This window comes from Sporosarcina sp. Y352 (assembly GCF_056786535.1).
On sequence record NZ_JBXCJE010000020.1, the window covers coordinates 1 to 12,737 of the forward strand.

The 12,737-nt window shown below is 38.4% G+C and carries 12 protein-coding genes, 1 rRNA gene and 3 pseudogenes; 14 read left to right on the forward strand and 2 right to left on the reverse strand.

What is annotated here, in order from left to right:
- A 5S ribosomal RNA gene (gene rrf / locus AC1TO6_RS19820) occupies positions 1 to 92 on the forward strand; the annotation flags it as partial.
- 407 nt (positions 93 to 499) lie between these two features.
- A pseudogene (locus tag AC1TO6_RS19825) lies at positions 500 to 649 on the forward strand (VOC family protein); the annotation flags it as partial.
- Positions 650 to 879: 230 nt separating this feature from the next.
- Here the strand turns inward: AC1TO6_RS19825 and AC1TO6_RS19830 are convergent.
- Positions 880 to 1,779, reverse strand: a pseudogene (locus AC1TO6_RS19830) (IS110 family RNA-guided transposase); the annotation flags it as partial.
- 130 nt (positions 1,780 to 1,909) lie between these two features.
- Between AC1TO6_RS19830 and AC1TO6_RS19835 the strand changes: the two are divergent.
- From AC1TO6_RS19835 to AC1TO6_RS19870, 8 genes are all read left to right on the forward strand, one after another.
- Complete coding sequence (locus tag AC1TO6_RS19835) at positions 1,910 to 2,323, forward strand: hypothetical protein (RefSeq protein WP_482103327.1); 414 nt, start codon at positions 1,910 to 1,912, stop codon at positions 2,321 to 2,323.
- A gap of 21 nt (positions 2,324 to 2,344) precedes the next feature.
- Positions 2,345 to 2,725 carry a hypothetical protein gene (locus AC1TO6_RS19840; protein ID WP_482103328.1) on the forward strand — a complete coding sequence of 127 codons (381 nt, stop codon included), beginning with the start codon at positions 2,345 to 2,347 and terminating at the stop codon, positions 2,723 to 2,725.
- A 933-nt stretch (positions 2,726 to 3,658) separates the two neighbouring features.
- On the forward strand, positions 3,659 to 4,519 hold the full coding sequence (locus AC1TO6_RS19845; RefSeq protein ID WP_482103329.1) for an amidohydrolase family protein: 861 nt from the start codon (positions 3,659 to 3,661) through the stop codon (positions 4,517 to 4,519).
- Positions 4,520 to 5,106: 587 nt separating this feature from the next.
- Positions 5,107 to 5,565 carry a recombinase RecT gene (locus AC1TO6_RS19850; protein ID WP_482103330.1) on the forward strand — a complete coding sequence of 153 codons (459 nt, stop codon included), beginning with the start codon at positions 5,107 to 5,109 and terminating at the stop codon, positions 5,563 to 5,565.
- Positions 5,566 to 5,598: 33 nt separating this feature from the next.
- A complete protein-coding gene (locus AC1TO6_RS19855; protein WP_482103331.1) occupies positions 5,599 to 6,384 on the forward strand; it encodes a hypothetical protein in 786 nt (261 codons plus the stop codon).
- A gap of 2 nt (positions 6,385 to 6,386) precedes the next feature.
- On the forward strand, positions 6,387 to 7,172 hold the full coding sequence (locus tag AC1TO6_RS19860) for a hypothetical protein (protein WP_482103332.1): 786 nt from the start codon (positions 6,387 to 6,389) through the stop codon (positions 7,170 to 7,172).
- 72 nt (positions 7,173 to 7,244) lie between these two features.
- Positions 7,245 to 7,712, forward strand: a complete 468-nt coding sequence (locus tag AC1TO6_RS19865) for a single-stranded DNA-binding protein (protein ID WP_482103333.1) — start codon at positions 7,245 to 7,247, stop codon at positions 7,710 to 7,712.
- A gap of 78 nt (positions 7,713 to 7,790) precedes the next feature.
- The gene (locus AC1TO6_RS19870) at positions 7,791 to 8,231 is read left to right on the forward strand and encodes a PD-(D/E)XK nuclease family protein (RefSeq protein WP_482103334.1); all 441 of its coding nucleotides are present in this window, start codon (positions 7,791 to 7,793) and stop codon (positions 8,229 to 8,231) included.
- Positions 8,232 to 8,851: 620 nt separating this feature from the next.
- Here the strand turns inward: AC1TO6_RS19870 and AC1TO6_RS19875 are convergent.
- A pseudogene (locus AC1TO6_RS19875) lies at positions 8,852 to 9,446 on the reverse strand (toprim domain-containing protein); the annotation flags it as partial.
- A gap of 197 nt (positions 9,447 to 9,643) precedes the next feature.
- On the opposite strand from AC1TO6_RS19875, the gene AC1TO6_RS19880 reads away from it, so the two are divergent.
- The 4 genes from AC1TO6_RS19880 (at position 9,644) to AC1TO6_RS19895 (ending at position 12,720) form a co-directional block, all read left to right on the forward strand.
- Complete coding sequence (locus AC1TO6_RS19880) at positions 9,644 to 9,886, forward strand: helix-turn-helix domain-containing protein (RefSeq protein WP_482103335.1); 243 nt, start codon at positions 9,644 to 9,646, stop codon at positions 9,884 to 9,886.
- 132 nt (positions 9,887 to 10,018) lie between these two features.
- Complete coding sequence (locus tag AC1TO6_RS19885) at positions 10,019 to 10,594, forward strand: TetR/AcrR family transcriptional regulator (RefSeq protein ID WP_482103336.1); 576 nt, start codon at positions 10,019 to 10,021, stop codon at positions 10,592 to 10,594.
- 114 nt (positions 10,595 to 10,708) lie between these two features.
- Positions 10,709 to 11,554: an alpha/beta fold hydrolase gene (locus AC1TO6_RS19890; protein WP_482103337.1), complete on the forward strand. Its 846-nt coding sequence runs from the start codon at positions 10,709 to 10,711 to the stop codon at positions 11,552 to 11,554.
- A gap of 92 nt (positions 11,555 to 11,646) precedes the next feature.
- A complete protein-coding gene (locus tag AC1TO6_RS19895) occupies positions 11,647 to 12,720 on the forward strand; it encodes an alkene reductase (protein WP_482103338.1) in 1,074 nt (357 codons plus the stop codon).
- The last annotated feature ends 17 nt before the right edge of the window (positions 12,721 to 12,737 follow it).

Below are 12,737 nucleotides of genomic sequence, written 5' to 3' on the forward strand. Positions count from 1 at the left end.
ACACCCGTTCCCATACCGAACACGGAAGTTAAGCTCTTCAGCGCCGATGGTAGTTGGGGGTTTCCCCCTGTGAGAGTAGGACGTCGCCGGTCTCATTAAAAAGTCATTGCCTTATAGGTAATGGCCTTTTTTGTGTTTATTTTAATGTCAAGCTCTACAACTTTGATATATCTATAAGAAGTTTTAGTTGTAAATATGAAGTAACGGGCTGGTACGAAGTGCTCGTCCGCATATAAGTTAGTATTTCTGGCGAGGATGGTATTACATCGGCGCAACTTAATGGTGTCGGTATGTCGGAGGGCTTAGATTCTCGCGACCTATTGAAATTTTATACTGCAGACTTTGAACAAAGTATTCACTGAAATAAAGTTAATCTTGGAATGTACTATTATCAATAGGTTAACATTAACAGATATTTAGAATGAACAGTATGAAACTATTATAGGAGAGTTCTAAAATGAAAAAGAAAATGAACTATTTAATCTTACTTTTAACGACCATCGAAGATATTGAAGCTGTTGTTGCCAAGTTGAAAAAGAAAGGTACGAAAATCTTTAGTGAGATACTACACTATGAAGAAAGTTATAAGTTATGCTACTGCAGTGGGCCAGAGGGAATTATTTTAGATTTGGCGGAGAAAATCAAATAAATTATGGGTAATTAATAGTTATCGGTCCAATAATTGATGAATTTTGACAGACCGCCACTGAAATATGTAATCACGTCGATAAAGTTGTTCCGTAAGCGTTTCTGTTGTTATTCAACTCCCATGAAAATTAAATGCCAAAACTTCGTAAAAATGGCAACACTAAAGAAGACGCAACTCATGTTTTTTTAAAAAAATGCAGCGCCTGGGTTTGGATCGAGTTATTTGTTGGATTAGAAGACTTGCGGTTCAGTAATTGTAACGTTGTATCCTAAGTTTTCGAGCCTTCGAACAGAATACCGTACAATAGATTGTTGCTTTTGTTTGTCAAAATAATCTTCGCCTAAGTCTACATACATTTCTTTGCGTGTTAAGAGATAATAGGCAATCCTCAAAATGGCATGAGCGACAGAAATACCTGCACGTTTTTTGCCTTTTCGTGCAGCTGTGCGCCTATACATTGCTCCAAGATAGGTCTTCGACCCTCTTATAGAGTGAGCGGCTTCTACTAAGGCCGACTTTAGATATTTGTTTCCTTTTTTCATATTCGTGGATTTCCTTTTGCCAGCACTTTCATTATGGCCAGGGACTAATCCTGCCCAGGAACATAGATGGGAAGAGCTTGGAAATTGATTCCCGACATCGATTCCGACTTCAGCTAGGATTTGTTCAGCCATACGAGTGGCAACGCCAGGAATAGAATCCAACCGTTCAAGATCATCTTTTTTCTTTTTCATTGTACGACGAGCGAAGCTCGCAAGTTTTATAGGATCATCCTCCCCATCTGCGATGGCATTAAGCATGTCACGAGCTGAAACACCCATAATATCGGAGACAACGGAGTCCAACTTGATATTCGCTCCTTCTAACACTTTTTGAATCCGATTATGTTGTCTTGCGCGCTCTTCAATAATACTGCGACGATAGCGAACCAACTCCCGAAGTTCCCGTTGATTTCGATCAGGAATAAAACTCGCTTTGAGTAGTTCATGACGAAGTAACTTGGCAATCCATTCGGCATCCTTCACATCGGTTTTGCGACCCGGCACTGCTTTCATATGTTGGGCATTCACGACTAGAAACTCAATATTCTCAGCTTCTAGTATGTTAACGATAGGCTTCCAAAAGACGCCTACTGGGTTTCCATTACCTGAAGAAGTAAGATTTAAAATAATCTATTTGACACAAAACACGTTTCATTCAGCCATTGAATGGAACGTGTTATTTTTATTTCCATTTTTTTCGAAAGGGGGAAGTCGCAAAGTGTTTTTCAAAACTAAAGTCTGTAGAAATAAGCTATATATCTACCCTGAAGTCGAAGCCCATGTAGCAAAACAAAGCCCAGCCGATCTAATCGAGCTGGGTTTTGTCGTCCTTGAAACATCCCTTCTACTGTTGAGGATGATGGATACCCAAACCTTCAAAAAGGATATGCGTTTTTGGGGAAAGCGTATATCCCAAAATTCCAATGCGTTACTCGAATTATTATGGGAAGAAGGTGAACATGCAAATCAACTAATGTTAAAAAAACAGAACAAAGAGCACCTGGGATTACTCAGATATAAAATATTGAGAACCATCCTGACGTTGTTCAGCTTTGAAGAAGGTTATCGTGCACCATTCAAAATTGATCAAATCCATGAGAACTTCAGCAAGTGGGATTGGATAAAAAAATGAAACTGATAGGAGGTGAGGCAGATGGGTATGCCGATTGTATGGCAAGGGAGTGATTGTTTCACACATATGCTTGCAGTAGGTCCAACACGTTGTGGCAAAACGGCAACGATATTAAAACCGATGATTTATCAATTACTGCTGCAGAAGAAACGAGGGGTACCATTAGGTATACCCGTTGTCGAACCAAAAGGTGATGTTGCAGCAATGGTAAATGAAATGTGTTTCGAAATGGATATCCCATGTATTCATGTTGATCCTGACAAACCCAATTCCGCATGTTTCAATCCAATGGAAGGTGACACGGATACAGTAGCGGAAGCGACGGTCGATGTATTAAAAGGTTTGTTCGGAAAGCAGGATGCATTCTTCGCAACCGTTCAGGAACTATCAGCACGTAAGTAACGAAGCTACTTAAAGAACTGCATGGAAACAACATGGATATTGTCGATGTAATGAACACATTGCGTGATCAGAATGTCTTGCTGCAAAAGGTATCGGAACTGAAGCATCGGGACGGCATTGATTTGCTTATGTATTTGAAATGTAGCGGTAATCACTTCAATGAACGACTTATTATAATTACTGAATCAATTAGGCCCTTGTAACCGCTAAAGGTGACTACTAAACGCTTAAAGTAGGGATGGCCCTAGATATGGATTTACGGGATGGCATTAAAGAGCTTCAAAAGCTCTTTTATTTCTTAGATGATTCCGGAGAGTTTATTAGCGAAGTAGGAGATGCGGAAGAATATGGTTTAAATGTATGATATAAAACTCTGAATACTTGTTATAGGAAGGGAGCTGAGTCATGTCAGATGCAAATAAGAAAAAAACAGCAAGATAATAAGACAACTCAGCAACAGATTTTAAATATCCTGTTCAAGAAGAAAAGCTAACTGTTCCTAACCCAGTATCGGAAGTATTGTACGAAACAAAATAACAATAGAATAAGTAAATTGTAATGAGTAATCCCTTGGAGAAGAGGAATTCATTTTTAAATCAGATCTTACAAGGGGTTACACCTATTAAAATAACGGGTGTGGGAATTCGATAGGGAAAGCTAACTCGGAAACTTTCATCTTTCAAGTAACGGGGCAGGGTGTTTCTGGATGAAGGTATATATGAAACGAGTGAAGAAATATACTTAAATAGATGTTTATGTTGAACTAATGAAATGAGATGGTAATCTATAAGTTCTTTTTCCTGTGTATCCACTTAGTCTCAGATTTGTTATTTAATTTTTAACAGCGGGATGTTATCTAACTCTGCTAGAGGTGAGTTGCAGTTAAGTGGTTTGGTATACAAATAAGACAGTAATTCGAAAGGGAGGATTAAATTGATTGTTGATTGCCATTTTCATGTGGATGAAACAATGTTGACTCTAGAAAAAATGATAGAGGGTATGGATAAAAATGATGTAACTAAAACAGCGCTAATTGCCCCTATGAACGAAAAAATGTTTGAATTGGATAGCACTTTTCAACATAATTTACAATGCTTATTCCGATTTCTAATACTAAATGCACCTCAAATTGGGCTCGGAATTTATGATGGTCTAGTAAAGGATGGCTATTTGAAACTTTATGGCAATTCATTCAAGATTTTTACCAAACCGAGCAATGATATTGTTGCTACTGCAATTAATAGATTTCCAGACCGATTTCTAGGCTGGGTAACAGTGAACCCAATGATACCTGTATCAGTGGAAGAAGTAGAATTATATCTTAATAAACCTAGTTTTATTGGAGTGAAAGCTCATCCGTTCATGCATGAATATAGTATTGAGGCACTTGCTCCAGTTGCGACTATGTGTGAAGCAAAAGGTATACCTATGATTATTCATCTATCTTCAGAACCAGACTCCTATAAATATTTACCTGAAAATTTCCCCAAACTTAAATTAATTTATGCTCACGCCGGTCTTCCTTTTTGGAAAAAACTTTGGAAATACGTTAAGGATCAACCAAATGTATTTGTTGACACATCAAGTGATTATCTTAATCCATCTATTGTAAAGAAGGCAGTGGAATATTTAGGATATCGTAAAGTTCTTTATGGTTGCGACGGACCATATGGAATGACAAAATTTAATGAATATGACTATTCGGCAAAGAAAAGTTGGATTGATTCACTTCAAATTCCTGATAACCAAAAGGAATATATACTTGGAAAAAACTTTTTAGGATTGATTGATTAATTCAAAAATCTATCAACAGATCAGTTAAAAGATTACTTAGCTAAGTCAAATGAACATTCTCGTTGGCTTCACCTAAAACTAAGGAAATCGAAAAGCATCTTTAGTTAAGATGCTTTTCTTCTTCGCAATAACGTAGATACTGATTTTCATTCGATTTGCGAGGTCTTCTTGAATTGGGTATAATATATACATATTTCATTAGTTTTTACGTCACCATTTTACCCCGGTGAAAGTCGTTAAACCTTTTATTCATTTCTAAAGGAGATTCGACACAAATGTTAAGCCTAAGTATTTTCATTCTCTTTTGAGAAAGTTAGGCAGACGTTTTACGTTACAAAATTTATGTAAGGACATCAGATACTTACGCATCTTTTGCGTGATATATATTTTAAAAGCCGATTGATCCCACTGTGGGTGACATAGGCTTTTTTTGTTTCAAAAAATCTGGAAGGAGTGCTGCAATGAAATAATATGAAAACAAAACAACTTTCGTTTTCTGTTTCGGTGGGTTACATAAAAGTCGATTGATCCCTTATGGGTGAAGTCGGCTTTTTTATTTATAAAAAATACAAAAGGAGATGGTTTAAGTGGAAAAAGTACTTACGTTTACAAACGAGCAGAAGTCGTTGATTTGGAATCGGTTTGTTGAGCCAGCAAAAGGAACTCAAGAAGAGGCGAACCATTTTATTGAAGTCTGTGAGACATTCGGTTTGAATCCATTGCTCGGTGACATCGTTTTTCAGCGTTATGAAACGAAGAGCGGACCGAATACATCTTTCATTACTACTCGCGATGGATTACTTCGTGTAGCCACAACGCAAGAAGGCTATGTAGGACCTCCTAACGCTAACGTAGTGAGAGAAGGAGATACATTCGAGTTTATCCCTTCAGAAGGAAGTGTGCGACATGAGTTTGGTCAGAAGCGTGGTCCAATACTTGGTGCTTATGCTGTCATGCATCATAAACGTTTTAGACCCGTTGCCGTATTCGTAGATTTCCAGGAATACTTTCAAGCAAACTCAGGTGAACTTAACTCGAAGTATTGAAATAAAAACACTTGGGACAAGATGCCTTCCGCTATGATTCAAAAAATAGCCGAGGTTTTCGTACTTCGACGCCAATTCCCTCTAGGCGGATTGTACACTCGTGAGGAAATGTCGCTCGAAGAAAACGATAACGGTAATAGCGGAAAAATGGATGTACCAATGAAATCTAATCCAGCCCCCAATAAACAAGACGAGGTTGCAGGGAATCAACAAATTCCCGAGCCGAATGCTCAGCAATCAAATGATACAAATATTGAAGGGGTATTCATCCTACAAAGTTTTGAAAAAGGGATAAGTCCACAAAATGTCCCATTCGCGAAACTGAATGTCATGGATAAGGCAACCAATGAAGTGAGTCTTGTTCTAGTAAAAGGGAAACAGGACGTAATCGATTCTCTTAGCCATATTCAAATGGGTCAGGAGTTGGCTTTGGTCATTAAGAAAGAGAGTGGCTTCAATTTCCTTGAAGAGTTCAGTTATCTTCAAGTGAATGAGCAGCCAGTACAATCTGAATCGATTCAAAATGAATCCATTCAAGAGCCTGTTCAACAGGAAAAGGAAACAGCTTCTGAACCACTTGATGCGTTCATCATGGAAAAGTATGAACAGGGAACAAATCCCGGCTGTGTGTCTTTCGCAAAAATGTATGTAAAGAGTGTTGCCAGTAATACTCAATCAATGGTGTTTGCACAAGGAGAAGTTGCGGTTCGAAAAACACAACACCTTATTGAAGGTGAAAAGTTTACGATGCAGACCCGTACGGAAAATGGATTTACATTTTTCGAGAAATTAGGAGATGCAGATAAGGGGGCAGCTTAATCATGCTTCCAGAAATATTGAAAGTTGCAGAGGAATATGGGCTTACGTTCAATCCTCGCTCTCACGGAAAAAAAGAGACTCTTTGCAAATGTATCTTTTGCGAAGAGGACTCCAAACCGGGTAAAGGACACAAATACTATTTGTCGCTCAACACGCATGATCAAGTATTTAAGTGTTGGTTTTGTGGAGTGTCAGGTGGCGTATTAGACTTTGAAGTTAAGTTATCGGAACTACCTTACTCTGAAATACGTAAAAAGTATTTCGGGATTAGGAAGAAGCCCCTACATCCGGCGGAAAGCTTGAATACACATCAACTTCGAACCATTGGTTGGGCTGAATATAAACGGAAAAACCGAGCTGCATTCAAAGAGAATAGAGAAATGGTATTAAATGACTGGCAGAACTATGAATACGAAGAGCTTGCAAAGCACTTTGCCATGTTCATAGTGGTAGCTCATATAGAGAATCAAGAAGAACGTCAAAATGAGCTGCTTCACTATGTCATGCAGTCTTGTCACGATACGCAAATTCATTTGATGTTCAATCGACTACTGGTTGAATACGTGAAAGATGAAGATGAACGTGCTGGATGGGCTATAGAAGGTGCTGAGATTGGAAGGGCTGCATGGATAGTCTCACTGTCCACCTATGACTTTGAAATGAATAAAGTCGTCCTGAATGTGGCCTTTCTATCTCACATGTGGAAGATGGCTAAAAATCGAAAACGAAAGATTGAAATGCGCAAAAGTAATATAAAAACAAACGGTAAGGTGTCTTTGGCTAATTAAAATATCCGTCACCTTATACGGAGAGAAATAAGGGACATGGCTGAAAAATAGTCATGAGAAAAGGAGAACACTATGAACAATGTGAGTTTGGTAGGTCGTCTTACGAAAGAGCCAGAACTAAAATACACGCAAAATGGTGTAGCTGTTTGCAACTTTACGCAGGCAGTGAATCGTCCATTTAAAAATGCCAATGGTGAAAACGAAGCTGATTTCATAATGGTTCAAGTTTGGAGGAAGCCCGCTGAAAATGCGGCCAATTTCCTTAATAAAGGCAGTCAAGCTGCGGTGAATGGTCGTATAAACACACGGCATTATGAAAATGACAAAGGAGACCGTGTATACGTTACTGAGGTTGTAGCTGACTTTGTACAATTCCTTGATCCGAAACCACAAGGTCAAGGCAATAAACAACAACAGGGGCAGGAGAACTATCAGAAACAGCCTAATCCTTACGCTGGTAACACTCAAAATCAAAATGGTAATCAATTCGAAACTGGTGGAGGTCCTATTGCGGTAAGCGATAATGACCTGCCATTCTGATGGAATTTAATTGAAGGAGATTGAGCATCCGGTCTCCTTTAGTTTATTGAAAACAGAAAGAAGACAGGAGAGATCATATTGATTTACTCTTTTTCGCGTTTAAACCTTTACACAACATGTCCCTTTCGATTCTTTAAGAAGTACATTGAAGGATTCGAAGAACCGACCACATACCCTTTAGCTTTGGGCAAGGGAGTTCATAAAGCAGTGGAGGACAAAATTAATGGGGTGTTTCATTCAGAAGCCGTTTTAAACGGGATGATTGAAGCTGAGTTTCATCCAGATGTGACAATGGATGAAATGTCAGAGTTGGTTAGTCATGCACCGATTAAAGAGAACATGGGTGAAACGGAGATTCATTTTCAGCTACCTCTTTCTGATGAAGATTCAGCCCCGATTTTACAAGGCTATATAGATCTTGTTTCACCAGACGGAAGTAAAATAGTCGATTGGAAAACGAATCGTGTTAGATATGATGTTCGATTCAATCATCAAGTAGGTTGTATGCGTGGGCTGTAGGTCAATTAAAGAACAGAACCTGGGTTGAAGGCAACTTGTATTTTCTTCGATTTAGAAGAGCGAGCAAACACGTTTTCAATCAGGCTGATATGGAATGTTCCAGACAGTGGGCTTTGGATTTAGCAAATGAAATCAATTCAAAACGAAAGATTTTAGATATGCTGCCAGAAGAAGCGGAAAGTTTATTCGTGTCAACGCCTTCTAGCCATTGTAGGCATTGCCCGTTTGTCATTGAATGCTATCGAAAGTTTAGTAGTTATTAAAAGTTGAAAACATAACAAAGGTATCACCGATGTGGATTATTCTCATCGGTTTTTTTCCTTGTCAAACAAATAGTGGAGGTAGGTATTTACATGACTATGCTTACAATAATCGAAGCAGTCGCAATTATTGGTGCAGGCGGAGGCATTGCTACCGTGTCGTATCTGATTGGTTTAAATCAAGGGAAAAGAAAATTGAATAATCTTTGAGGCTTCTAGTAACTTAGGGGCTTTTTATTTGTCTTTAATTAAAACTAAAGCCGTTTTAAAAACATATGAGCCATCCTCGTATTGATCGCCAAGTATTCAGTCTGCTCCTATTCCTTATAAGGTCATTAGAAAACAAATATCTATGGGGTTTACTCGTCCAATTGAAAGACTTTCCCCAAATCCCTTTTGCGGAAGTAGGAGGGTGTAGAGGCGACTACCGTTCATCCCAACAAGCCAATCACTTATTTGTCGTGTTTTCGCTTCATAATAAAGCAATAGGTCTTTTTTGTTGTCTTGAAGGTTGTTAAAACCTTTTCGTACTTCATCAACTTCCAAAGAGTTAATCCAAAGTCGCTTAATCGTCTTATTCTTTTCACCTGTCATGTAGTAAATGGAGTAGAAAATATTAGATCCTTCACGATCGCAATCGCAGCAGTTCAAAATAGTGGTAATGGCAGGATCATTGAACACGTTTGATAAAGTTGAACTGGATTTTATTATCATAGGAAACCTTATATTCGTACTTACTTGGAACAATTGGCAGTGAGGAGAGGTTCCAAGACGCCCAATCTTTTCGATATTCTTTGGGTTCTTTTAGCTCAACTAAATGTCCAATAGCCCATGTGATGACGGCACCTGAAGGGAATGTGCTACATGGATTTAGTTCAATATGTGTTTTGTGACGGGCTTTTACTGAAAAAGCATCTGCGTATGCTTTGGCCTGTGATGGTTTTTCGGCGAAAATTAACGGTTTTCATAACAACACTTCTTTTCCACTAGTAATAGAAACGCTAGTTCTATTATTATCGCATAAATTGGGGAGGTTTACGAATTCAATTAGTGTTGTGTCATGTGAGCAATAATTAATTTGAAAGTTATGGATAGACGATTTAGAATTCTAGGTAAAATTATATGGAGAAAAAGAGCGTGGTGCTATAGTGGATGAAAATAGAAGAGGTTTTTGGGAAAGTACTTAGAAAAATTAGGTTAGAAAAGAAGTTTTCACAGGAAGAGTTGGCGTATATTTGTGGTTTGGGCCGCACTTATATTAGCTTAATGGAGAGAGGGAAGAGAAAGCCGATCATTAATACTATCTTTGCATTAGCGTCGGGTTTAAATGTATTACCAAGCTTCCTTGTTTCGGCAACTGAAAGAAATTGGGATAAAGGGTTTATAAAGAATTAAAACGGCTATCCATTTAATTCTTTACTAATCGTTCTAGAAATGATATTCTAAAAGTATTAAATTAGTTGCAGTTAAATGTCCTATAATTAGAATGTTCATTCTTGTACAGGTGTTCGTATTTAGGGAGGAATTATGGCTAGAAGTAAAGAGTTTGATGTAAATCAAGTGTTAAGAAAAGCTATGGAGCTTTTTTGGCAACAAGGGTATGAGAAAACGTCTATGCAAGAGTTGGTAGACTATATGGGCATTCATCGTAGAAGCATCTACGATACGTTTGGCGATAAACGTACATTGTTTTTGAGTGCTTTATCTCACTATGATGAGTTAATTACTAGTGAAACGAAGAAGAGAGTAGTTTCAAACTTACTGGTAAAACAAGGGATACGAGAAGTGTTTAACATGATAATTTACCCGAATCTTAATTTGCCAAAAGGATGTTTGTCTGTAAATGCAGCTGTTGAATTATCTTTGATTGATGAGGAAATTGCAACAAAGATTGCAGGAATGTTTACAAAGACAGAAGCTCTCTTTTATGAGCTGCTGAAACATGGGCAGGAAAACGGAGAAATATCTAAGAGTCATGATCCTGAAGTATTGTCTCTTTATCTTCATAATTCACTTGTAGGGTTACGCGTATTAGTGAAGATTGAAGCTGATAAAAAGAAATTAGAAAGCATTGTTGACATGACACTTTCAGTGTTAGACTAACCTTCTTTTTTTTTACCATTTTAGAACGAGCATTCTAGTAATGCAGATAAAATTGCAACTAATTTATAATTAATCAAATCGAACAGAACTCACCGTTCGAAAGGAGAAAAAATGATGTCAAAATTTACAATTCCAACTGAATCAAGTTATATCGAAGCTGAAGGGATCCGATTTGCCTATAGAAAGTTCGGCCAAGAAACAGGAATTCCGCTAGTTTTCTTCATTCACTTCCGCGGAACAATGGAAAACTGGGATCCTAATATGATTGGTGTTTTAGCTGAAAGTCGACCAATTATTCTATTTGATAATGCTGGTGTCGGTGAATCCAGTGGTGAAACTCCGACTACTATAGCTGAGATGGCAAAGGATACAGCAACTTTTATTAAAGCACTTGGCTTAGAGAAAGTCGATATCCTTGGTTTCTCAATTGGTGGATTTGTTGCACAGGAGTTAGTATTGCAACAGCCAAATTTGGTACGATGCATCGTCTTGGCGGGAACTAGTCCACAATCTGGTGTCAATGAACCTAGAAAAGACGTGTATAAAGCGATGACTCAAGTTGATGGAGATGAAAATGATGCTCTGGAGAATTTCTTGTTCCTATTTTACGGTCCGACCGAAACGAGTCGTACGGCTGGAATATCTTCATTGAAACGAATCCTGAACCAGAAAAAGGTGGAAAGTTCAACTCAAGTGCGTGATGCACAATTACAGGCAATCTCCCAATGGGCTGAGCGGGATTCTGAACAGAAATACGACTGGTTGCAGAAGATTACACAACCGGTACTCGTGACCAATGGCGTTAAAGACATCATGGTTCCGACTGAAAACAGTTATATTCTTACCGTAAACTTACCTAATGCCCAACTCATTATTTATCCGGATTCTGGACACGGGCATCTATTCCAGTATCCAGAACAGTTTGCTGGAGATGTAAACCTATTTCTCGATTCTAAGTAATTAAGAGGGTAGAGGACAATTAGTCATAGGTAATCAATTACTACTAACTATCTTATGGTTAAAGTACATGAGAACAATAAAGGAGAATGAAAATGAAAAAAATATTTGAAGAGCTTCGTATTGGAGACGTTACATTGAAAAACCGCTTAGGTATGTCACCAATGACGAGAAATAGAGCTTTACCTGATGGTACCCCAGGCGAGTTAGCGGCTGAATATTATGGTCAACGTGCCTCTTTCGGTTTAATCATAAGTGAAGGTACACAACCTTCAGATGATGGTCAAGGGTACTTAAATACACCTGGGATTTATACACCATCTCATATAGAAGGTTGGAAGAAAATAACGAGTCGTGTACACAATGAAGGTGGCCGCATATTCATTCAGCTCATGCATGCAGGGCGTGTTTCACATCCTGACAATACGCCCCATCATCGACAAGCGGTTGCACCTTCGGCTATTGCACCTGGCACAGAAATGTTTACAGCTGAGGGAATGAAAGAAATCCCGACACCTAGGGAATTAGGTCAAAATGAGATAAAAGAAGTCATTCAAGAATTTCGTATAGCCGCAGCTTCGGCAATAAAAGCTGGAGCTGATGGAGTCGAAATTCACGGAGCGAATGGGTATCTAATTCAACAATTTCTTAGTGAGAATTCAAATCATCGTCAAGATGCCTATGGTGGTTCAATTGAAAACCGGGCTCGATTTGCAATTGAAGTGACTAAAGCGGTCATTGATGAAATTGGTGCAGAAAAAACAGGAATTCGGTTCTCTCCTCAAGGATCATTGAACGGAATTGAGGAAGGTGATACAAATATTGAGATGTATCGTTATTTAATAGGGGAATTAAATAAGCTTAATCTGTCTTATCTTCATATTATGCACTTTGGCAATGAACCCTTATTGCAAGAAATACGCCAGTTATGGACGCAACCACTATTGGTAAATAGAGCGGGACGCCCGCTTGAACAACTTGCTGTGGACTTGGATAATGATCTAGCAGATGTTGCAACAGTAGGGATTTGGGCACTAGCAAATCCAGACTTCATTGAACGTATAAAGAAAAACGCTCCCCTAAATGAACCGGATGTAACTAAGCTCTATGTTGGTGGTGCACAGGGTTATACAGATTATCCTACAATGGAAAAATTAAAATCTCAATAGCAGTAAGAATAAGTAAA